Raw genomic sequence first — 22360 nt, 5'->3', positions numbered from 1 at the left:
GAATGCCCCGGTGACGGACCATCACGAAAACTCTGTAGCCAGCACCCGCAAAGTGACTTTCGCCATCGTGGCCGGAGAGGCGTCAGGAGATATCCTCGGCGCCGGGCTGATCCGTTCCCTGCGGCTCAGGTATCCGAACGCGCGGTTTGTCGGCATTGGTGGCGATGAAATGATCGCGGAAGGCTTCCACTCTCTCGTTCCTATGGAACGGCTGTCAGTGATGGGGCTCGTCGAAGTGCTCGGGCGAATACGGGAGCTGTTCGATATTCGCGCACGGCTGATGAACTACCTGCTGGCGACACCGCCGGACGTCGTCATTGGTATCGACTCCCCGGACTTTACCCTGGGTATTGAGCGCAGGTGTCGTGATGCCGGTATTCCGACCGCCCATTATGTTAGCCCGTCCGTCTGGGCCTGGCGGCAAAAGCGGATCTTCACGATCGCCAAATCTGTCAACCTTATGCTTACCCTGTTCCCGTTTGAGGCCCGTTTCTACGAAGAGCACGGCGTGCCCGTGGCCTTTGTAGGGCACCCCCTGGCGGACCGCATTCCAATGATGCCTGATACAGCTGGTGCCCGTCAGTCCCTGGGGCTTCTGGAAGATGCGCCGGTGCTGGCCATTCTTCCGGGGAGCCGGGGCGGGGAAGTGGAGCGTCTGGGTACTCTTTTTCTGGAGGCCGCCCGTTGGATCCAGGGCAGGCGTCCGGATTTGCAACTGGTGATTCCTTGCGTAAACCGGGATCGGGAAAAGCAGGTTCGGGCACTGGTGGAAGCCCTGGACGTGAAACTGGCGGTGACCATTGTGCGAGGCCGTTCGAGAGAGGTGATGGCATCGTCCGACGTGGTATTGCTTGCGTCCGGAACCGCCACTCTGGAAGCCATGTTGCTGAAGAAGCCCATGGTGGTGGGTTACCGGTTGAGTCGTGTCAGCTATGCATTGGTCTCAAGGCTGGTCAAGGTGCCTTATGTGGCCTTGCCAAACCTGCTGGCCAAGGAACAACTGGTTCCGGAACTATTGCAGGATGATGCTTCGCCGGAGTCTCTCGGAGAAGCCGTGCTTGAGCGCCTTGAAAATGAATCCGAACGCGCCCGGTTGACAGCCGCTTTTTCACAATTGCATGAACAATTGCGACAGGGGGCTGACGAGCAGTCTGCTGCAGCCATCTCCGCATTAATAGAAGGCGGAGCAGTATGAGTAAGCGCCCCTTACCGCCGTTTGAGTGCCAATATCAGGGGCGACTATTGGCCGGTGTGGACGAGGTGGGACGCGGGCCGCTGGTTGGGGCTGTGGTGACGGCCGCGGTTATCCTGAACCCGGAAAAGCCAATACCGGGCCTGGCAGATTCGAAAAAGCTGACGGACAAGCGCCGTGAGGCTCTTTACGAACAGATCATTGAGCGTGCCGTATCCTGGAGCCTGGGGCGCTGTGAGGCCGATGAGATTGACAGGCTGAACATCTTCCAGGCAACCATGGTGGCTATGGAGCGTGCCGTGGCGGGCCTGCATGTCGAGCCGGAATATGTACTGGTGGACGGTAACCGCTGCCCCAAATGGCGTTGGACCTCTGAGCCAGTGGTGAAGGGCGACAGCCGGGTGGAGGCCATCAGTGCGGCGTCCATTGTCGCCAAGGTGACTCGTGACAGGGAGATGGCTGTGCTCCATGAGGAATTCCCTGAGTACGGCTTTGCAGGCCACAAGGGTTATCCGACGCCCGTACACCTCGAAGCGCTTGGTAGATTGGGTGCAACCGCTCACCATCGTCGCTCATTCCGCCCGGTTCAGGAAGCGATTGATGCCGTGGGTTTGTACAGCCGCGCCGCGGATCAGGAACTGCAATATCCTGGCGACTTGTTTGAAAATATCGATTGACAGGTTCCGGTCGAATCCTTAGTATACGCGCACGTTGATCGGGGGAAGCCCCGGTAAACAACCAGTTTGATGCGGGGTGGAGCAGTCTGGTAGCTCGTCGGGCTCATAACCCGAAGGTCGTAGGTTCGAATCCTGCCCCCGCTACCACTTATAAAAAGCCGGTCTTTGACCGGCTTTTTTGTGCCTGTTCGGTCTACTTCAGGATTTAGTTCCGCCCTGCATATTTTTCGACCCTTTTGCAACTCCTATCCAGTCGGCTTTCCTTAAATCTAATACTTTCGTACCAAAAATAACCGCCATTTATCGCCTTTCAGGCAAAAAATTGCCCGGTTAATCAGTATCCTCAGTTGTTTCATTACGGTTATCTGTCGAAAAATTGACAAAATCGTAACTTGGGAAATGACACCATTCACATCGATACTTGCCCACGTTTTATACAATTTAACAAATTCGGCAATTTATTGGTGTGAAATACATATGAAACGCGTCATCAAAGTGTCACAGGCATGGATTGCCGCGTTGTTTTTAGGATTGGTCCTCACAGGCTGTGGGGGCGGTTCTTCTGGTAGCTCAGAGAGCACTGCAGGTACAGGCGATAGCACGGGGGTTGGCTCAGGTGGTTCCGAGGGCAATCCACCACCGAGCGGTGGTGGCGAGGGAGTGGTTGACCGCTCGGCGTCGCTCAGCTGGAATGCGCCCACCGATCGTGAAAACGGCGATGATCTAAGTCCGTACGATTTGGAGCGCTACGTTATCAGGTACGGAACGGATAGGAATAACCTCGACAAACAAGTTCAAGTCGACAATGTCGGAGGCTTGGAAACGATGAGCTATGACGTTGAGAACTTGTCGGCGGGCACCTGGTACTTCACGATTCAGGTGGAAGATGTTGATGGCCTGATGAGCGCGCCATCGGCGCCGGTCAGCAAAACCATCTAGTTCAGACAACGGATCTCTGACATGAAGTGTATGCTCGGCCTTGCTGTTACCCCAATGGATGCGCAATCGGCAGTTTGAGGGTAAAGGCCGACCCTTCCCCGGGTCGGGAGCGAAGGGTTATTTCACCGCGATGCTTTTCGACCACAACGTTCACGAACGACAGCCCGAGCCCGGTGCCATGATTGCCAGACAGCTCGCTGCTTTTCTGGCGCTGATAGCGATCAAACAGATAGGGGATTTCTTCCGGAGCAATGCCTTCCCCCTCGTCGCTTACAGTCAGGCACGCCTGGTGGCCGGCCTGAAAAACCTGAATGTTGACGATCGATCCGGATGGGCTGTACTGCACGGCGTTGGTCAGAAGGTTGATCACGGCACGTTCAAGCAGTTCCGCATTTCCTTTCAGCCATAAATCCTCTGTTCCCTGAAGTAACAGCTGAATGCCTTTCTCGGCAGCCTGCTCGCTGACGCTGTCGCGGGCGTTCTCAACAATGGCTAAAAACTCGCACTCGTAAAAGCGGGTTTCGGTTAACTGTTCGGCCCTGGCAAGCTGCACGAATTCTTCAGCAAGATGATAACTGCGCTTCGCTAGCCGACCCAATTGGTCGAGCTGTTCCGGCTCGATATGGCCACGATTCCGCTTGAGCTGTTCGATCAGTGCAAGTTGTGAAACCAGGGGCGAGCGAACATCGTGAGAAATGAAGTCGATGGCCTCCCGGTGCTGGCGCTGTTGTTCCCTGAGTTCCGAGATATCCGATATGTTGGCGATAATGCCGTTCTGATCGCTGTCAGGCAGTGAAAACGGCGCGAAGTGAATCAGGAAATCCATATCGCGAATCCGTAGGTCCACTGTGCGGCTCTGAGCCAGCGTGAGGGTTTCCGAGACGGTTTCATGCCAGGGCGGATTGTCCCGTGGGTCATGTCCCTCCAGAAGTCTGGCCAGGGGCAGGCCGCTAAGGCTTGGCATGGGTTCACGAAACCATTCTTCAATGTGGCCGTTGGCAAAGCGGATAACGCCTAACTCGTCGGTTACGATAATGCCGTCCGGCATGCGTTCGAAGCTGCGCCTGATAAACCTCTGCATCTGACTCATGCGCTCGGTCGCCACGCGTACTCGCTCGATTCGAGCGGAGATGTTTTCCCTTGGCCCCGTTTTACGCACCGGCTCCTGGGTGCTGGACAGCGGCAAACGGCGGAGGTAGCGCTGGATGGCCTCCCGGCTCAGGTCGTTGGGCAGCTTGAGCCCGATTTTGTAGGTTACGCCATTGCGTATCAGGCTGACCCAGCTTTGGCCATCAATGTGATGCCATTGGCCCGGGGTGTCCAGTGGCGGGATATCATCGGCGGCCAGACCAGAAGATGTCATCACGTCATCACCTTCAGCTAACAGCCAGCCCTCTGGTTGAAGCAGGGCCTGGAAATGGCTGAGCAGTTGCGGTGGGTGCCTCAGTGACGGCTCTTCGAGGGTCATGGTGGGCCCGCGGGCAAGCTCGTCAAGCTGCCGGTTGAGGAAGCTGTTGGTCATGGCCAGCCGTAGTGCGCTGGATACGGGCAGCGCCAGCAGGGGAATCACGATGGCGTGGGAGATCGGTAGCCAGAGCTTGGCTCCGACCAACAGCAGCGCATGCAGAAGAGCCAATAAGCCGAGGCTCGTCAAACAGAGCAAAATACTACGTGCCGGTCGCATGCGGGGTAGGGTGAACGACAATAGAGCGATGATAAAAACGGCGAGACCAATCGCAATAGGCTTCGATACCCGTGATATCAATTCGTCTTTCACCAATGCGGAATAGCTGTTGGCGTGGAACTCAACGCCGGACATGGGCTGTTTGAGGCCCGAAAACGGGGTGGGCAGGATGTCGCCAAAGCCCGGTGCGGTTGCTCCCACAAACACGGTTTGCCCTTTGAAAGCATCCTTTGCGAATTGCCCATCAAGCACCTTGGTATAGGAGTGGGAAGGCAGCGTCCCGGCACCACCAGCCATTGGAATGGCGCGGTAGTGCTGTCTGACGTTTGTGTAGGGCGGCACACTGGATATTTCCGGGCCCGGTGACGGTGTATCAGAGGCCGCCAGTGCCAGGCTGGGCCATAGCTGATCGCCCAGGCCATTGAACAGATAAAGTCCTCGCGCCAAGCCGTCTTCGTCAAGCTCCACGTGGGCGTGCCCAAGCGTTGCAGCTGCGGACGCCAACGCAGGGGCGGGAAGTTGTTCGCTGATCAGGTAGTGCCGGGAGGGCGGCGACAGATGAAGCGGCAGGATGACGTTGCCGTGTTTCTGCATGGCGTTGGCCATTGCCTGGTCTGCCGGCGATGGTTCGGGGAACAGGATGTCGAAGACAATCGTTTTGGCGCCGGCCTGATGGAGTTTCTCAATGAGCTGTGCATGGGTTGTCCGTGGCCAGGGCCAGCGCCCCAGGCGATCCATGCTCAGTTCGTCAATGGCGATAACAACGACGTCATCGGCCGGTTCTGCGGGTGTTGCGGTGATAAGGGTGTCGTAAAGCCAGAAGTCCAGGCGCTCTGGAGCAGAGGTCGTCTGGAACAGTAGCAAAAATGTCAGTAGTGGCAGGCCCAGCGTCCAAGGTGTTGTTTTAATGGGAAACCAGTTCCGGGTCATGGGGCCTGCTGTCGGGTATCAGGAAATTGTGGGTTATTCCAGAAACAATTCCCTCCCTGGTCCCCACCGGCTTTCAAGCGGACCGTCAGAGAGGGCTTTCAGGCGAACAAAATACCGTCTTCCGGGAATGAGGCGCAAGGCCGCAGTGGTATCCGACAGCGTAGCCTCTTTGATGATGTTGTTAAATCCCGGTTCTTCAGACAGCTGCAGGCGATAATCGGTTGCAGTATCCACCTTCTGCCAGAATACCCTTACCTGGCTATCGACGTAGTTGACACTGATGATGCGAACCGGTGGCAAGGTCCCGTTCACGACCAGCGAGCGTGCCTCACTCGTGGCCACAGAATTGCCGCCGGCCTCGGTGACCACCCGCCAGTAGTATTGTCCCGGTGTCAGTGGTCGAGAAGGCAGCGCGCTTTCATCAGGCGCCCACTCGCTGGTGGCAATCGTGTTTCCAAAGTCTTTGTCCTCCGCAATTTCCACCCGGGCGACTTCGTTTTCGCCGCGCAACTGCCATCGGAACTCGGGCATGTCGTCGTTAACGGTCGCGCCTGGTTCCGGTTGTTCCAGTGCGGCAGTCCGGGCCTGTAGGTCGACTTCGAAAGACATGACGCCGGGCATGCCTGCCATGCCACGATTGTCGATGGCGGCAAGGTGAATCTCGTAGCGGCCATTGTCCAGCAGGTTAATATCGAAATCATTGTCGCTGACTTCGCTGCTGTTAATCCAGCGGCCGGACTCGGCATCAAAGATATCCACGCGATGGCTGTTGGCTCCGTTGGGCGTCCAGCTCAACTGTGCAGGAAGTTGCTTCAACTGCTGCGGCAGGGGGTTAATCTCCGGAGCTGGGGGCAGGCGGCGGATGCTCATTCTGCCCACACCTGCGGTTGAAACGCTGGCGCTATAACCAGCTGGAATCCGGCGTGTTTGCCCCGGCGGGCCAAACGATACCTCGCCCTCGGTAACCCGTAGATCGGTCATGCCGGGTGCAGTCCTGAGGGTAAACATGGTGCCCCTGACTGCCGCCACCGCGGAGGGTGTTTCGATCTCAAAACGTGAACCGCCCTCGATCACGGGTTTCACCTGGGTTTCAATTTCGCCCTGATTGAGGCGCAGGCGGGTGTCCACCATGCCGGACTTCCCATACTGCGTCAGGCGATTGAAGGCGAGGCGGGAATGCGGTGATATCCGCACTACAGAGCCGTCAGCAAGTTCGATGGTTGCCGTGCCAGCCTGTGACCGGATTTCATCACCCACCCGAATCAGGGAATCGCTGGTCAGGGGGCGTTTGGTGCCGTCACTACCGGAAATCAGTTGCACCGACCCGGTCACCGAGTTGACCCGCGCAGGGTTGGGTTGGCGCTGAAGCCAGGCAAGGGGAATTCTCAGGTTGTCTCCACTGCCCACCTTGGCGGGGTTATCGATGCCGTTATGCTGTAGCAGGCGAATGGCGGGAATATCCTTGGACAACAATGCGTCAGCGATCTCCGCAAAATGTTCACCGGGTCGTACCGTATAGATCCACTCCGGCGTCGCATTGGATTCAGGGGTAGCAGTGGCCGCCTGGGAGCCCCGGGTGACCGAAAGTTCCGCCTGTACTGGCAACGCCGCCAGGGAGCTGATTAGGAGCAGCAAACCGGTGAGTGTTCGCAGGGTGACGCATTGACTCATGTCAGGCTTGTTCCATGACCGGTACGTTCTCATCCGGGCCAGAGGCTTTCATGGCCTCAAGACGATAGCCGCGCTGGTAAATGGTCTTGATGCGGAAGCCGTTTTCGGGATTAAGGCCCAGTCGGCGTCGAAGCCGGCTCATATGTGTGTCCACGGTACGGGTATTGATGTCTTTCGCCAGTCCCCATACCCGCTCAAGCAGCATCTCGCGGGTCAGCAGCCGACCCTGGTTCTGAAACAGGAACAGGGTCAGATCGAAGTCTTTGTCGGTGAGTGTTAGCACGTTGCCGTGAAGCGCAATGGTCCGAAGCTGTGTATTGATCTCGAACGGGCCATACTGCAGCGATTCTTTGTCGGCATCGGGGCTGGTGCGACGTGCCAATGCATTGATGCGCGCCACCAGTTCTGCCTCGCGAGCGGGCTTGGCCAGGTAGTCGTCGGCACCGGCATCCAGCGCACGCACGATGTCCGTCTCGCTGTCACGCTGAGTGAGGAACACCACCGGAATCTGCCAGTTCAACTGCGCACGCACGTTTTCCAGAACTTCAATTCCCGTCATGTCGGGTATTTGCCAATCCATCACCAACAGATCATAGCTGCGGTGAAGGACCGCGCTCAGGAATGCCTGGCCTGACGGAAAACTGTCGCAGTGGTGCCCACGCTCGGACAACACAGACTGGATGTGCTGAGCCTGTTCATGTTCGTCCTCAAGCAGGGCAATTCGCATCAAACGTCTCCCGACATCAAAATTGTCATATTCAGGCTTCCCGACCGAAGGCGGGGAATGGTTATTGAATTCCGCTTTACATTATTACAAATCCGCAATTTTGCTTCAGTGTCGTTATGTAGTGTTGCGTAAACGGATCGCAGGCTTTCCGTTGTCGTCATCCAGTGTTTGTCGGCAGCCGGGGAAACTGCTGCAGCCCCAGAACCAGCCTTTTTTGCCTTTTCTGCGCACCAGGGGCGAAAAGCAGTGCGGGCAGGGAATGGGTTTTTCTCCTGTGCCATCCTCCGGCGACTGGTCCTCAATGGGCCGCGTGCCTTTGCAGTCCGGAAAGCGGGTACAGGCATGGAAGGCACCAAACTTGCCCTCGCGCTGGCGCATGGGAGCGCGGCACTTGGGGCAATGCGGCTGCCCCTCGCCTGGTGGGGCAGTCTTGGCTTCCTGCTCAGGGGTGTTGATGAAATCGCGTATCTGTTCTTTCAGCTCCGCAATAAACTGCTTGGGATTGCCCTCACCACGACGAATGCTTTCCAGGGTGGCTTCCCAGATGGCCGTCATATCCGGCTTGCTGACGGACTCTGGCAGCGATTCAATCAGCGCTTTCCCTTTAGGTGTCGACCGGATGTGGCGCTTATCCCGGTATAAATAGTCGCGCCGGAACAGCGTATCAATGATCGCCGCCCGCGTGGCCTCAGTGCCCAGCCCATCGGTCTCACGCAGGGTTTTGCGAAGCTCTGGATCGCTGACAAAGCGAGCGATATTGGTCATCGCTGACAGCAGCGTGGCGTCGGTGAAGTATTGGGGTGGCTGGGTTTTGCGCTCGGCGATGTCCACCGAGTCACAGAGTATGGGGTCACCGTTCTCCAGGCGGGGGAGGGGCGCTTTGGCGGCCTCCTGTCGGCTTTCCCGCTGGCGAATTTCCAGGGTTTTCCAACCCGGCTGAAGAACCGCGGTTTCCGTCGCCCTGAACGCGTGTTCGCCAATCCCGACAGTTAACTTGCCTTCCCGGTGAATGGCGTCGGCGCTGAACTGCATCAGGTAATACCGGCTAATCAGTTCGTAAATGTTCTTCTCAGCCTCGCTCAGACGTCCATTGGGCGCCTTTCTGGCCGTGGGAATGATAGCGTGGTGGGCATCCACCTTTTTGTCGTTCCAGGCTTCGGTACGGCGGTTCAGGTCCGCCGCCTTGCAGGCCGGTGCCAGTTCATCGGCGACATTGCCAATGGCCTGCACCACACTCTGGCGCTGGTCAAAATGTCCTTCCGGCAGATAACGACAGTCCGAACGGGGATAGGTAATCAACTGATGGCGTTCGTACAGGTTCTGGGCGGTGTCCAATACGTCTTTCGCACCCATACGGAACAGTCGCCCCGCCTCGATCTGCAAGGCTGAGAGTGAGAATGGCAGGGGCGGCGTTTCGTTCCTGTCGCGGAAACGGGATTCCGTAACTTTGCCGGGCCGTCCTTCTACGGCCTCGGCGATCTGTCTGGCGACATCGCTGTCCAACAAACGGTCTTCTTCATCCAGGTATTCCCGGTAGGCTTCCGAGGGCTGCCAGCGTGCCGTAAACGATTGCTGGTCCGATTCCTCATCCACCGCGTGGCACGTCGCCTGAACGCGGAAAAAAGGTTTCGGCTGGAAGTTCTCAATGGTGGTGTCCCGAGCCACCACCAATCCGAGCACCGGGGTTTGTACCCGGCCAACGGAATACACGCCCTGCTGGCCTTGCTGCTGGTAAGACAGCGTGTAAAAACGGGTAAGATTAATGCCGTAGAGCCAGTCCGCCCGCTGGCGGGCGAGGGCGGAATGGGACAGGCGGCGAAACTCACGATTGTCCTTGGGTGCCTGGATGGCCTTTGCCACGGCCGCCGGAGTCAGGTCGTTGATCAGGATTCTCTGAACAGGACAAGTGGCGCCTGTGTAGCGGATGACTTCGTCTACCAGCAGTTGGCCTTCCCGGTCCGGATCGCCGGCGTGGACAATGGTCTCCGCCTTGCGGACCAGAGACTCCAATACCTTGAGCTGCTGGCGTACGCTGTCCTTGGGCATCACCTCCCAGCGCCCGGGAAACAGGGGCAGATCTTCCTGTCGCCATTTTTTCCAGCGCGGGTCGTACTGGCCGGGTTCCGCCGGTTCCAATAGATGGCCGATACACCAGCTAACGGTGCTGGCGTTGCTTCCTTCGCCGCAACGAATCCATCCGTTCCCCTTCTGATGGGGAGCGGGGAGGGCAGCAGCAATTGCCCGGCCCAGGCTTGGTTTTTCAGCAATGTACAGGCGCATAAGTCGGAAGCAGTTTTCGGGTGGGGGTCGAAGATGGCGCTTTGTCTGTATCCTGTCAAGGTAACACAGCGTTTGGTGTAGTAGACTGTTCCATAACACATTCAATCAGGAGCAGGCCTGTTTATGTCCACACAACAAGCCATTGAGCAAAAGCTGACAAGCGCTTTCGACAGCCAACACCTCATGGTTGAAAACGAGAGCCACAAACATAACGTGCCGCTGAACTCTGAAACCCATTTCAAGGTGACTCTGGTGTCTCCGGAGTTCGAAGGGCAGGGCAAGGTCAAGCGGCACCAAGCCATCTACAAAATATTGGCGGACGAAATGTCCGGTGGCGTCCACGCCCTGGCGCTGCACGTGTATTCACCACAGGAGTGGGAGGCGTCCGGCCAGGCAGCGCCCGATTCTCCCAATTGCATGGGCGGCTCCAAGAACGATCCGGCCTTTGCATCCGGAGGTGGCCAGTGAGCCAGTTCTTCCAGATTCACCCGGAAACGCCCCAGAAACGACTGATCAACCAGGCCGTGGATATTCTCCGCAAGGGAGGCGTTATTGTATATCCGACGGATTCCGCCTACGCCATTGGCTGCCACCTCGGTGACAAGCAGGCAGCGGACCGGATAAAGCGCATTCGCCGCCTGGATGACAAGCACAACTTCACCCTGATGTGCCGGGACCTTTCGGACATCGGTGTGTTCGCGAAGGTCGACAACACCCAGTATCGGCTGCTCAAGAACTTCACGCCGGGGGCTTACACATTCATTCTGGACGCCACCAGTGAAGTACCACGCCGTCTGTTACACCCCAAGCGTAAAACCATTGGCATGCGGGTGCCGGACAACGCAATTGTGCAGGCGCTGTTGGCGGAACTGGGCGAACCTATCATGAGCAGTACGCTGATATTGCCGGGTGACGAGGACCCAATGACTGACCCTTATGACATCCGGGAAACTCTGGAACACGAGCTGGATCTGATCATCGATGGTGGTTTCTGCGGCCTGGAGGCGACCACCGTGGTGAACATGACTGGGGATGCACCGGAGGTGACTCGCGTCGGCAAAGGGGACCCAGAGCCCTTCCGGATTTAACGGAGTCAGGCCCGGGTGTTCAGGCTCAGGGCGAAATTTTTGCGGTCTGCGTAGTTGGTGGCCTGATCGGTACTGATGGTCCTGCGCAGGCTGTCGTAGCGGTGCGCCAAGTCCTGCAGGCCGTTGAATTGCTGGTTGTCGCTGACCAGGGTGTCCAGCAGTGAATTGTTCACGCCGTATGCCTTGTTCAACTTGAGCGCGTTGTCCACAAAGTGCAGGGTGGGCTCGCTGGCACTGAGCCGGCTGAATGCCTCCCGGAACGGCTTGCTGTTGTTCAGGTCCTGTTCGATACGGTTACGGCTTTCCTCTGGGATTCCACCACCAACGCTGATCTTGCCTTCGTCGTTCTTCGAGACTTCCACACTGGTTGCCGGGTTGAGTTTGTATTCGGCAAGTTTATGCCGCAGCGTCTCCCGCATATAGGCAAGGTCCTGCCCGACGGTTTGCTTGTACTCAGCCATCTGCAACCTGGTGGATTTTGGGCGGCCGGTATCGAAACTCGCCCGCTCGGACAGGGTAAACCGGTCATCGGTTGCGGAGACCGGTGCCTCTGGTGCAGCGGGCTTTGGCAACGCATTGCCCGACCCCGCCGGCTGTTTCTTTTCCATGGCTTGCTGGAACTGGGTGCTGGCTTTGATCAGCGATGTGAGCAGCGACATGGCATTGGTCCCCTCCTATGGTCACTGGGGAAATGTTGACGGTTTTGGTGTCTAGGGGAGGTGGATGCACAAAGCGGGCCATCGCGACTTATTGTTGAGGGGCACCTTGAGTGGCCAGGATGACTGCGCCGCCTGTCAGTAGTCAGCCCCCGGATTCAGTCACACCTTAGCGGTTCAACTGTTACATGTACCAGTGACCGGCACTGGTTCTGAATGCGGTTTTTGTAAGCGGTGGCTGACTCAGGCTGGTGGGAAACAACCGAGACAATGGCCGCATGAATGTTTGGCCCAATCGCCCAAACATGCAGATCACTGACTTTGGCATCGCCGTCCTCTATTGCCTGTTTTACCGCTTCCTCCATGTCCTGATGCTGCTCGTCGAGGAGGACCCTTGAGGTGTCTTTGACCAGAAGCCAGGACCAGCGCGTCACCAGCGTGGCACCGATAATGCCCATCATCGGGTCCATCCAGTTCCATCCTGCGTATTTCCCGGCCAGAAGGGCGACGATTGCCAATACCGACGTCAGGGCATCGGCGAGCACATGAAGATATGCCGCCCTGCGGTTATGATCATCGTGGCTGTGATGGCTGTGATGGCTGTGATGGCTGTGATGGCTGTGATGGCTGTGATGGCTGTGATGGTCGTGCCCGTGGCTGTGATCATGGCCATGGTCATGTCCTTTCTCACCCAGTATCCAGGCGGAAATCCCATTGACCACCAGGCCGATAAAGGCCACAAATATTGCGCCATCAAATGAAATTCCGACCGGCTGGATAAAGCGCCCAACACTTTCGATGACCATGTAGAGGGCAAAGACAGCCAATAGAATCGCCCCGGTAAAGCCTCCCAAGGCGTTGACTTTCCCTGTGCCAAAAGAAAACCGTGCGCTACCTGCGTTTTTGCGTGCGTACGTATAGGCAAAAGCGGCAATGCCAAGAGCTACGGCGTGTGATCCCATATGCAGGCCGTCGGCAAGCAACGCCATTGAGCCATAAATGATCCCTGCGAAAATTTCCCAACCCATCATCGCCAGGGTCAAGGCCACAACGATGAGCGTGCGAGTTTCGCCGGAGCGCTTGTGGTTCTGCCCGAAGACGTGATCGTGTTGCCATTGGTCCAGTCGTTCGTGATGCATAGACGCGCTCCTGAAATTGAGTAGTGGATGGTTAGAGGTTGCCCCCTGCCTGGAACCAGGCGCTTTAAATGCGCACCTTTGCAAAGCAGATCGTACTTGGATAGTCTTCCTGTCCAAAGATCGACGCTAACGAGATACGAAGTGTTCATTAACCAGGCCCAATTTTCCACCGGCAGACGTATTTTTGTGGTGACCATGCTGTCACTCATGATGCTTTTTCGTCTTGCCTGGGCTTCAGATCAGAACGTTCACGATGCATCACAGAGTCTATCTCTTGCAGAATTTGTCCAGAACCATGGGCATATCCATCCGTCCTCTCTCGATCATCTCCATGTTTCGACAGTTGAAATGACGGACCAGGACCACCTGCTACTCCATGCGATTGGCGCAGTCGAAAAGCACGTGCCCCTGAAGCTGGATGCAGTGCCGCTTTTCCACAGGCAGGACAAGCCTGTGCTTCAAAGAACGCCGTCTCCTCTGCCGGAGCAGACATCCGCACTTTATCGGCCTCCGAAAGCCTGAAAACGTCATTAAGAACTGACGCGTCAGCGTCTTTATCTAAATTTCTGTCGATATTTCGGAGATCACCGAATGAATCATATGCCGTTTCCGCGCCGAACAGGCGTGGGCGTTGGCGTGCGTTGGCTGTACCTTTTAGGGGCAGCGCTCGTAGGCCTGATGTTTTCTCCTCTGCTATTTGCCCATGGTGTTGAAGCAGGCGATGCCACGTTCATTGAGCAGGCCAGCGGGGCACAATTGCTGCCCTTTATCTATCTGGGGGCCAAACACATGGTCACCGGCTATGACCACCTCCTGTTCCTGGCAGGTGTCATCTTCTTTCTTTACCGCATGAAAGACGTGGGTATCTACGTCACGCTTTTTGCAGTTGGACACAGCGTCACGCTTCTTTACGGCGTGCTCAGCGAGACCAACGTCAACGCCTATATGGTGGATGCCATTATTGGCTTTTCCGTGGTTTACAAGGCTCTGGATAACCTTGGCGCGTTTCGCCGTTGGTTTGGATTTCAGCCCAATACCAAGGCCGCTGTCCTGATTTTCGGGTTTTTCCATGGGTTCGGCCTGGCCACAAAGCTCCAGGATTTCACGCTTGCAGAGGATGGCCTGGTGGCGAACATTCTGGCGTTTAATGTTGGAGTTGAGATTGGCCAGTTGATGGCTCTGGGCATCATTCTGATTGCGATGAACTTCTGGCGCCGGACGGATGTTTTCCCCCGGCAAGCACTTGCAGCCAACGTTCTGTTGATGAGTGCCGGTTTTATGCTGATGGGTTATCAGTTGACTGGCCTGTACACCGTTTCCTGAGGAGCTAGACCATGCAAGACATTTCCAATATGAATCGTGAGGGACTTCCTTCCTCAAAAAGCTTGTTCAAGGCGACCGGAGTGGCTGCTGTTATCGGCGGAGTGGTTCTGGTCACAACCATCCTCCCGGCCGAATATGGCATCGATCCCACGGGACTCGGCCAGACCATGGGGTTGACTGTACTCAGTCAGGCTAACGCCGCTGAGTCCGCGCAGCCTGAGTCAGCACCGGCCTCGTCAGGTAACCTGCTGGCATTGTCGGCTGGCCCGGTCTGGAAAACGCCAGAAGGGTTGAGTTCTGATTCCACAACCGTCACTTTGGGACCAAACGAGGGTCTGGAAGTCAAAGCCACAATGGCCGAGGGTGATCGAATGGTCTTTAACTGGACCACGGAGGGAGGTTCGGTGAACTTCGATATGCACGGTGAACGGTTCAATGACGGCGACAATTTCACCAGCTACTGGCAGGGGCGCGACCAGCCGTCTGCGAGCGGAGCATTTGAGGCACCGTTTGACGGTACGCATGGATGGTACTGGGAAAATCGCGGAGAAACAGCTGTCACTGTGGTTCTTGACACCAGCGGGTTTTACAGCGGCATTAGCAAGAAGTAATTCAATTATTGATCCTTAGGAGTTATCTCATGAAAAAAATGATTCACGTATTTGCAGCGGTCATTGTTTTGTCGGTTTCCGGCTACGCATTTGCCGGGGCTGGCCATAGCCATGGTGCTTCGGAGCCTGTTTCGAAAGAACAGGTGACCGAGCGAGCAGCCGCCGTCAAGCAGCAACTCGTCAATTCAGAACAGATTGCTTCTAGCTGGGCGGAAGCCTCCAGAGGCAAGGCCGAGCAGCGGTCTACCTCGGCGGGTAAACTATGGGTCGTCCAGTTTGCTAATCCTGACTCTGCCAGCGAAGACAAAGCGAACCTGTATGTCTTTGTGGATGAGTACGGCAACCCCGTTGGAGCTAACCACTCCGGCAAAATGTAAAGCTGGAGATGGAGCAAAGGCCCGCTAACCGCCCGGTTGCGGGTCTTTAGTCAGGAGAACCATGCTTGAGATTCTGAAAAATCGCACCTACCGGCATCTGTTTTTAGCCCAGGTCGTTGCCCTGCTGGGAACGGGGTTGGCAACGGTTGCCCTGAGCCTTCTGGCCTTTGATCTTGCTGGTGATAAGGCGGGGCAGGTGGTTGGCACAGCCATGGCAATCAAAATGGTCGCCTATGTCTTCATTGCCCCCATTGCTGCAGCACTGGCGGAGAACATACCTCGTCGTGTGATGCTGGTTTCTCTGGATCTGGTGCGAGCTGCCGTTGCACTTGCCTTGCCTTTTGTGACTGAGGTCTGGGAGGTGTATGTACTGATCGCCGTGCTGCAATCGGCATCTGCGGCCTTTACGCCGACGTTCCAGTCCACCATCCCGGACACCTTACCCAACGAGGACGACTATACGCGGGCGCTGTCCCTTTCCCGTCTGGCTTACGATCTTGAAAACCTGATCAGTCCGGCTCTGGCCGGCATGCTGTTGTTGGTTACCAGTTGGCAGGGGCTGTTTTCAGGCACGGTGGTTGGCTTCATAGCATCAGCGTTGCTCGTCGTATCGGTGGCTCTGCCTTCTGGCTCCGCGCCGGAGAAGCGTCGGGGTATCTACGAACGCTCCCGTCGTGGGTTTCGCATCTTTATGGCCACACCGCGCCTTCGGGGATTGATAGCGCTGAATGTGGTGGTCAGCATGGCCGGCTCCATGGTGATCGTGAACACCGTAGTGATCGTGCAGGGTGGTTTTGGCCTGACCGATCAGCACACGGCCATGGCTTTTGCGGCATTCGGCGCGGGTTCCATGCTGGCGGCACTGGCGCTGCCCGCGCTGCTCAAACGCTGGAAGGACCGTTCGGTGATGCTGGCAGGGGCTTGGGTGTTGCTCGGCGGCTTGGGCGCGGCGTGGTTTGCTGACAGCCTCTACATGCTGATGCCAGTCTGGGCGCTGCTTGGTGTTGGATTCTCAACGGTTCAGACACCCATAGGTCGTTTGCTCACCCAGTCTTCTCATGGCGAAGACCGCCCAGCGCTTTTTGCCGCCCAGTTTTCGCTGTCTCACGCCGGCTGGCTGATTGCCTATCCGCTGGCGGGATGGCTTGGCTCATCTGCCGGCATTCAGCCAACGCTGATGGTGTTGGCGGTTCTGGGACTCGTCTTCCTGATTGCAGCCAGCCGACTGTGGCCCGCCGATGATCCATTGGTGATTGCCCATAGCCATCATGACCTGCCACGCGACCACCCGCACAGAACGGAATCGGGAGCGGAGCATTCCCACCGGTATGTGATTGATGAGCTGCATCCGCGGTGGCCGGGTTAAATGACTTCGTCGCCTTTAGGCGTCAAGCTGATGAAATGTGCCCTAAGATCAACTCCAACTCGATTCAGGAATCCTCCTGAATAAGAGCAACGAGGTCATGTCGAACCTCTTCAGCGCTCAGCACGGTCAGCGGCGAGAAATCGTAGGGTAGAAGGTGGTCAAGCAGTGACATAGCGTTGCCAGTTCTTGACGGCCCCTTCCGAGCCTTCGTGAAACAATAGTTAGCGCAGGATCAGGCGCACTTTGTTCGGGTATGCACACAAGATCTCCCTGTTTTTAGATGAGCTCAATGGGTGTCAGATTTTTCAGGTGTCCGGTAGCAGCCGACCAGGCACCCACCGCAGATAAAGCATCATTCCAAACAGTTCCACCAAAGACTGGACGACAATCACCACGACGGCCGTAGCCCAGGCCTCTGGTATTGAAAGTGCCAAAGGTAAAACCATGAAGGAGTTGCGTGTTCCAAGGCTGAAGATGACGGTTCGGCCGGTTTCCATCGGTAATCGAAAGACCAGGCGCAGAGCCTTTCCAACCAGAGCCGCAGCTAGCAGATAGGTCGGGAACAGAATCATCAAGGGCCAGATGAGTGGGCCGGCACTGTCGATCTGGCTGACCTGTGTCATCGTGATGATAAAAAGTACGACTGTAAGCAGAAGGACCGGCATCAGGCCCATGAAGCGAATGAACCCGGTGGCTTTTCTGGAGTTTTCGGCCCATTTTTCAGTCAGAAATGCCAGAATAAGCGGGACAACAATCAGCCCGACAAAGGCCGGCAGGAGGTGTCGCCCAAGCTCCAGATTTAAATCGAATTGACTGCCCACAAAAAGCCAGAGGTAGAGTGGCAGAAGAGCCAGTTGAGCAATCAACAGAACCGGCGTTGCCGCAATGGCTCGGGTGCTCTGGCACTCCTCCACCCTGTCGCCGAGGGAAGAGGTCTATCCGGCAATGAGGCCGGAAAAAACAGCGATGAGGTAGGCCCAGACCTGATGGCGTTCAATTACGTCTCGCATAAGGTGTTCGTAACCGTGTGGCATGTCGGCCATTCGCAGCCGATCTGCCACACGGCACCCTTTTCAGCAGCCCTGCTAGCCATGGCCATAAGTATGGGCATCTTTGTGACTGTGATCAGGGTGCTCAAACTCCAATGTTGAATGAGTGATGCTGAATTCGTTTTCCAAAGTTCGTTTTATCCCGTCCTTGACTTTCTCAAGTTCATTCCAGGCACTTATCTCGACCACCACATGGGCGTCGAGGGAGGCATCATGCTCACCCATCTGCCAGAAATGTACGTGGTGAAGGTCGATAACGCCTTCTACGTTTGATACAGCCTCAATGACCGAATCTGTGTCAATATCCACAGGACTTCCCAGCATGAGTGTTCGGATGGTTCCGCCGATTTCCGTCAGGCCCAGGTAGAGAATGTAGCTGGCGATACCAATTGTGATTGCGGGATCAACCCAGCGCATGTCGTACAGGAGAATCAGGGCACCGCCTACAACGACTGCGATTGATGCAAACGCATCAGACAAGTTGTGTAAAAACAACGCACGAATATTAACGCTGCCCTTCTGCATAGAGTAGGTCAGCAGCGCGGTCAGCGCGTCCACCACCAGTGCGACAATGCCAAGCCAGATTACCCACCATCCCTTGATTTCCGTCGGCTCAATGAATCGCATGGTACCTTCGTAGATCAGGTAGAGGCCTATCATGATCAGGGTGGTGTAGTTTATGAGTGCCGCAACGATCTCAATTCTCCCATAGCCAAAGGTCATCTTTGAGTCGGCCGGGCGGCGTGCAATTTTCCGGGCAGCAAAAGCGATAACCAGCGATGCCATGTCTGAAAAGTTATGTATAGCGTCGGCGATCAACGCCAGGCTACCGGCGAAGATCCCGCCCGCGATCTGGGCGACAGTCAGGATGCCATTCGCCCAGATGGCTACTGCAACTCGCTTGTCCTTGGTATCCGGTGACATGTGAGCATGCTCGTGGCCCATTATTTTCTCCTTGTTCGGTAGTTGTTCATTTCGTGTTGTTTCCGGCACTTTTTTCGGCCCTGAAGCCCGTGACAAAAATCATGGTCACACCCAGGACTATGAAGACGTCGGCAAGATTGAACGCCGGCCAGTGCCAGCCCCCGCCATCGGCAAAGAGACTGAAGGCCGCGGCCCTATTTCAAAGATGCACCCTGTTAAAAAATAGGGTGATTTGCCACACTATTCATTCCGGTCGATACTCATATTCACGTTTCTGGTGCTCGTTCGAATAACGCTATTTAAAACTCTGTAGTAACTATAGAGTCAATGTTTAGCCTATGCTTGGATATGGGCCCCTTAACCAGCGCACGTTCAAGTGTCACCACTTGACCCTGTATTAGCTGCTGGGCCGAAGCTTTCGGTATCAATTGGCCGCCGGGATCTTTATCGGGCAACGGCAATTCCTGCGGCGATTACTTGTGAGTCTCTTGTGAAAGATTCTGGCACACCTCCGGGCTTTGGATATCTGGGTGAGTGGGCCAGCCAGGATCAGAGATTCCTCAGTAAGCTCCGCGAGGACGGATTCTGGGATCAGAAGTACTGTACGGGCCTGGCGGAACGGGGGCTCCGGTGCAGATATTCGGTTTTAGCTGATCGTACTCGAAGCCCTGGGGACGTCGACTGTCACGCAAAGTCCGTGTTCTTTGGCGCGTGAGAAATGGAGGCTTCCACCATAACGTTCCACAATTTCCCGAACAATCGCCAGCCCAAGGCCATGGCCGGGCGTTTGCTCATCCAGCCGCAATCCCCGTTGACCCAGCTTGCCGATTTCAGTCTCAATGACGCCTGGCCCATCGTCTGAAACGCCGATCTGCAGATTTCCGGAGTGTTGAACGAGTGACAGTTCCACGCATCGTTCTGACCATTTGCCTGCGTTGTCCAGGAGATTGCCCATGATTTCATTCAGGTCGTGTTCCTCAATCGGCCAGCGAGCGTCCTCCGGCAGGGAGCTCGACAGTTCAAAAGACTTTTCCGGGTATAGCCGCCCCAGCATCCAGAGTAGGTCCCGCGCCTGTTTCAGCGGGTAAGCGCTTTTTCCAACTTGCGGCCCTGCAAAGCGACTTCGGCGCATCTCGGCTTCAAGCTGTTTGTCGATGTCATTGAGTCTCGCGGTCATTTGAAGGCGGAGATCGTTGGAGAGCGGACGACTGGTGTCCTCAAGAATCTGCCGGACGGCCGCAATGGGTGTTTTCACGCTGTGAGAGAGGTTTGCCAGCGCATCCCTTGAGCGTTCCAGGCGTTGATCCAGCGAGTCGAGCAACTGGTTGAGCTGCTGGACCAGCGGTCGAAACTCCTCAGGCGCCTGAACATGAATCCGCGAGACCTTGCCATCCTGAAGTCGCTTAAGCGTGGCTCTTAGCTCGACAACGGGGCGCATGGACAGATTGATACCGAACCAGATTACAACGACCAAAAGCAGAATCAGCAGAATAGAGACGATGGCTGTCCACGCGTGCAATTCTGCCTGGCTGCGTTTCAGGGCGCCTAGATCCTCGGACACGATTACTATAATAGGGGTGTCGCCCACCAGGAACGACTTTCGATACGCGAGAATGTCCTTTGGCCCATCGACGGTATCCGCATCCTGCACACGACGGGTTCCATCTTCTGCTGATTCAATTAAGGACGTTAACACCGGCGCCCAGGAATCCGGGGAAATAACGGTTGAAGAAGGAGAATGTATGGCAAAGGCGTGGTGAAACACCTCCTGAAAGTAGTCGCCGGTCTGGAGATCATCCAATTGACCGCCAGAGTCGCGAATCTGGTGTTCCAGAAAGGCGACCTCATCCTTAAGTCGTGTCGCAACGAATTCCCGGGACATCCGGTCCAGTAACAAGCCGTGAACCAGCCATGCAAGCCCCATTAACGCAATGCCGGCAGGCAGTAGTAATAAAAGCAAAGTTCCTTTGACGGATTTGGGCTTGCTAAACAGTGTCATTGAACAGATACCCCTGGCCGCGACGGGTAGAAATGGTGTCGTTGCCTACCAGTTTTCGCAATCTGCGGATGTAGGCTTCGATTACGTTCTCATTCGGGGTGTCGTTCAGGTTGTATAGCTGGTCCATTAACTGCTCTTTTGAAAATACATGACCGGGACGGCTCATCAGACAGCGCAGCAGGCGGAATTCCGTACCCGTGAGGCTGTATTCTTTGCCATCGTCGGATTTCAGGCTCTGGCGATTCTCATCCAGTTCGTAGCGTCCGGCTTTTACCACGGAATGAATGCGCCCTTCGCTTCGACGCACAATGGCGTTAAGCCGGGCGATCAACTCCTCAGTCTGGAAAGGTTTTGCCAGGTAATCGTCTGCTCCCGCTTTCAGTCCTTCTACTTTGTCGTGCCAGTCGCCCCTTGCCGTAAGGATTAGCACCGGAAAGCCGATCTGGTGTTTTCTCCACGTCCTTAAAACGTTCAACCCATTGCCGTCTGGCAGACCAAGATCAAGAACAACCGCGCGATAATCTTCCTGCTCGCCCAGAATCGCGGCTTCTCTGGCCGTATGGGTTGTATCAACGCTGAATCCCGCCTTTTCAAGCTGACGACCTAAACCGTCTGCCAGCAATCGGTCGTCTTCAACGAGTAGTAATCGCATCGCGGTGCCCTTTCTCTGAGTCAAGAGTGTATCGAGTGTCGCCGATCAACCTGAATTCATCCTGAACGACAAAATAGTTGGATATTTTCAGTAAGAATTCAGGTTAGTGCGCGATGGTGTTCTTCCTATTTTGGCATTGCTCTATGTTCAGGGCTAACCAGCGCCGGCTTTGCCGGTCAGTATGACAAAGGAGAAGACAAGATGAACGCATCCAAGTTGATTGTTGCAGCCGCCGCCATGTCGATGTCGGCAGTGACCCTCGCCGGTGGTGCTCATGGCGGTGGCCATGGCGCCAGCAGCGGCGAACTGGGTAAAGCCTCCGAAGCCAGTCGCACTATCACGGTGGAAATGTACGATAATTACTACGAGCCGGAAGAAATCACTGTTGAGCCCGGCGAAACCGTGCGCTTTGTGGTGAAGAACGAAGGTAGTCTCGTTCACGAGTTCAATATTGGCACCCCCTCCATGCACGAAGGCCATCAGAAAGAAATGATGATGATGGTCGAGCATGGTGTGATTCAGGGCGGCAAGCTCAACCAGGACATGATGAGCATGGACATGGGCAATGGTAAGACCATGAAGCATGATGACCCCAACAGCGTGTTGCTTGAGCCCGGGCAGAGCAAGGAAGTTGTGTGGAAGTTTACGGAAAAAGGTGACATTGAGTTTGCCTGTAACGTGCCAGGCCATTACGAGTCAGGAATGTACGGTGACGTAAATTTCGAATAATACAGTGCGCTGAGTACCGAACGAATGCAGGGGCTGGTGATGGCTTCCCAGCCCAGCTCCAACGAAATGCAGTTTGGAGCAAAACAGATGAAAACACGCTTTTTGACAGGATTTTTGAGCCTGCTGATGCCAGCCATGGTTTTGGCCGGTGAGTACGACCTTACGGTCGACCGGGTAAAAATTGATACCGGCGATTTCGTGAAGGAAGGTATTGGATACAACGGCGCATCTCCGGGACCGGTGATGCGCTTCAAGGAAGGCGAAAACGTCAGGATCAACGTGACCAACAATCTGGATGAGATGACGTCCATTCACTGGCACGGTCTGATCCTTCCTTTCGATCAGGA

General features: G+C 55.9%; 22 protein-coding genes, 1 tRNA gene and 1 pseudogene. 13 read left to right on the top strand and 11 right to left on the bottom strand.

Going from position 1 to position 22360, the window contains the following annotated elements; genetic code table 11:
- Window positions 1-10 precede the first annotated feature (10 nt).
- The 4 genes from lpxB (at window position 11) to AXW11_RS10955 (ending at window position 2808) form a co-directional block, all read left to right on the top strand.
- Window positions 11-1195, top strand: coding sequence for a lipid-A-disaccharide synthase (gene lpxB, locus AXW11_RS10970; RefSeq protein WP_052479682.1), 1185 nt, complete (start codon window positions 11-13; stop codon window positions 1193-1195).
- Window positions 1192-1869: a ribonuclease HII gene (rnhB, locus tag AXW11_RS10965; protein WP_041335156.1), complete on the top strand. Its 678-nt coding sequence runs from the start codon at window positions 1192-1194 to the stop codon at window positions 1867-1869. The genes lpxB and rnhB overlap by 4 nt, the downstream gene beginning before the upstream one ends.
- A gap of 70 nt (window positions 1870-1939) precedes the next feature.
- Window positions 1940-2016, top strand: a tRNA-Met gene (locus tag AXW11_RS10960).
- A 330-nt stretch (window positions 2017-2346) separates the two neighbouring features.
- A complete protein-coding gene (locus AXW11_RS10955) occupies window positions 2347-2808 on the top strand; it encodes a fibronectin type III domain-containing protein (protein WP_227517763.1) in 462 nt (153 codons plus the stop codon).
- A 46-nt stretch (window positions 2809-2854) separates the two neighbouring features.
- Here the strand turns inward: AXW11_RS10955 and AXW11_RS10950 are convergent, their stop codons facing one another.
- From AXW11_RS10950 to AXW11_RS10935, 4 genes are all read right to left on the bottom strand, one after another.
- A complete protein-coding gene (locus AXW11_RS10950) occupies window positions 2855-5422 on the bottom strand; it encodes a CHASE2 domain-containing protein (protein ID WP_041335159.1) in 2568 nt (855 codons plus the stop codon).
- 33 nt (window positions 5423-5455) lie between these two features.
- The gene (locus AXW11_RS10945) at window positions 5456-7093 is read right to left on the bottom strand and encodes a FecR family protein (protein ID WP_041335161.1); all 1638 of its coding nucleotides are present in this window, start codon (window positions 7091-7093) and stop codon (window positions 5456-5458) included.
- 1 nt (window position 7094) lies between these two features.
- A complete protein-coding gene (locus tag AXW11_RS10940; RefSeq protein WP_041335164.1) occupies window positions 7095-7820 on the bottom strand; it encodes a response regulator transcription factor in 726 nt (241 codons plus the stop codon).
- Between the two features lie 114 nt (window positions 7821-7934).
- On the bottom strand, window positions 7935-10100 hold the full coding sequence (locus AXW11_RS10935; RefSeq protein ID WP_041335167.1) for a DNA topoisomerase III: 2166 nt from the start codon (window positions 10098-10100) through the stop codon (window positions 7935-7937).
- Between the two features lie 123 nt (window positions 10101-10223).
- Here AXW11_RS10935 and AXW11_RS10930 point away from each other — a divergent pair, with 123 nt between their 5' ends.
- Both AXW11_RS10930 and AXW11_RS10925 read left to right on the top strand, forming a co-directional pair.
- On the top strand, window positions 10224-10568 hold the full coding sequence (locus AXW11_RS10930) for a BolA family protein (protein ID WP_041335170.1): 345 nt from the start codon (window positions 10224-10226) through the stop codon (window positions 10566-10568).
- Entirely contained in the window at window positions 10565-11188 is a 624-nt protein-coding gene (locus AXW11_RS10925; RefSeq protein ID WP_007151771.1) for an L-threonylcarbamoyladenylate synthase, read from the top strand. The genes AXW11_RS10930 and AXW11_RS10925 overlap by 4 nt, the downstream gene beginning before the upstream one ends.
- A gap of 5 nt (window positions 11189-11193) precedes the next feature.
- Here AXW11_RS10925 and AXW11_RS10920 read toward each other — a convergent pair whose 3' ends face one another.
- Window positions 11194-11847, bottom strand: a complete 654-nt coding sequence (locus tag AXW11_RS10920) for a hypothetical protein (RefSeq protein WP_041335173.1) — start codon at window positions 11845-11847, stop codon at window positions 11194-11196.
- Between the two features lie 155 nt (window positions 11848-12002).
- Window positions 12003-12983 carry a CDF family Co(II)/Ni(II) efflux transporter DmeF gene (dmeF, locus tag AXW11_RS10915; protein ID WP_091642424.1) on the bottom strand — a complete coding sequence of 327 codons (981 nt, stop codon included), beginning with the start codon at window positions 12981-12983 and terminating at the stop codon, window positions 12003-12005.
- A gap of 141 nt (window positions 12984-13124) precedes the next feature.
- On the opposite strand from dmeF, the gene AXW11_RS10910 reads away from it, so the two are divergent.
- The 5 genes from AXW11_RS10910 (at window position 13125) to AXW11_RS10890 (ending at window position 16660) form a co-directional block, all read left to right on the top strand.
- A complete protein-coding gene (locus AXW11_RS10910; RefSeq protein ID WP_036206183.1) occupies window positions 13125-13505 on the top strand; it encodes a hypothetical protein in 381 nt (126 codons plus the stop codon).
- Between the two features lie 69 nt (window positions 13506-13574).
- Window positions 13575-14306 (top strand): HupE/UreJ family protein, encoded by a 732-nt coding sequence (locus AXW11_RS10905; RefSeq protein WP_036206186.1) that lies wholly within the window; start codon window positions 13575-13577, stop codon window positions 14304-14306.
- A gap of 11 nt (window positions 14307-14317) precedes the next feature.
- Complete coding sequence (locus AXW11_RS10900; protein ID WP_036206189.1) at window positions 14318-14917, top strand: hypothetical protein; 600 nt, start codon at window positions 14318-14320, stop codon at window positions 14915-14917.
- A 29-nt stretch (window positions 14918-14946) separates the two neighbouring features.
- Entirely contained in the window at window positions 14947-15294 is a 348-nt protein-coding gene (locus AXW11_RS10895) for a DUF6488 family protein (protein ID WP_036206192.1), read from the top strand.
- A 61-nt stretch (window positions 15295-15355) separates the two neighbouring features.
- Window positions 15356-16660: an MFS transporter gene (locus AXW11_RS10890; RefSeq protein WP_036206195.1), complete on the top strand. Its 1305-nt coding sequence runs from the start codon at window positions 15356-15358 to the stop codon at window positions 16658-16660.
- Window positions 16661-16965: 305 nt separating this feature from the next.
- On the opposite strand, the gene AXW11_RS10885 is transcribed toward AXW11_RS10890, so the two are convergent.
- The 5 genes and pseudogenes from AXW11_RS10885 to AXW11_RS10865 form a co-directional block, all read right to left on the bottom strand.
- Window positions 16966-17574 (bottom strand): hypothetical protein, encoded by a 609-nt coding sequence (locus AXW11_RS10885; RefSeq protein WP_051946857.1) that lies wholly within the window; start codon window positions 17572-17574, stop codon window positions 16966-16968.
- 171 nt (window positions 17575-17745) lie between these two features.
- Window positions 17746-18654, bottom strand: a complete 909-nt coding sequence (locus AXW11_RS10880) for a cation diffusion facilitator family transporter (protein WP_036206197.1) — start codon at window positions 18652-18654, stop codon at window positions 17746-17748.
- 25 nt (window positions 18655-18679) lie between these two features.
- Window positions 18680-18760 (bottom strand): annotated as a pseudogene (locus AXW11_RS20850) (signal peptidase II); the annotation flags it as partial.
- A gap of 519 nt (window positions 18761-19279) precedes the next feature.
- A complete protein-coding gene (locus AXW11_RS10870; protein WP_036206199.1) occupies window positions 19280-20632 on the bottom strand; it encodes an ATP-binding protein in 1353 nt (450 codons plus the stop codon).
- Complete coding sequence (locus tag AXW11_RS10865) at window positions 20619-21284, bottom strand: response regulator transcription factor (RefSeq protein WP_036206201.1); 666 nt, start codon at window positions 21282-21284, stop codon at window positions 20619-20621. The genes AXW11_RS10870 and AXW11_RS10865 overlap by 14 nt, the downstream gene beginning before the upstream one ends.
- Window positions 21285-21485: 201 nt before the next feature.
- Between AXW11_RS10865 and AXW11_RS10860 the strand changes: the two genes are divergently transcribed.
- Together AXW11_RS10860 and AXW11_RS10855 are read left to right on the top strand one after the other, a co-directional pair.
- Window positions 21486-22013: a cupredoxin domain-containing protein gene (locus AXW11_RS10860; RefSeq protein WP_041335181.1), complete on the top strand. Its 528-nt coding sequence runs from the start codon at window positions 21486-21488 to the stop codon at window positions 22011-22013.
- A gap of 87 nt (window positions 22014-22100) precedes the next feature.
- The coding region (locus AXW11_RS10855) for a multicopper oxidase domain-containing protein (RefSeq protein ID WP_286792278.1) at window positions 22101-22360 on the top strand (260 nt) is incomplete at its 3' end.

The organism is Marinobacter sp. Hex_13 (genome assembly GCF_001566815.1).
In the GTDB taxonomy this organism is placed as follows: Bacteria; Pseudomonadota; Gammaproteobacteria; order Pseudomonadales; family Oleiphilaceae; genus Marinobacter; species Marinobacter salarius.
This window is presented reverse-complemented; position numbering and strand designations above follow the sequence as displayed.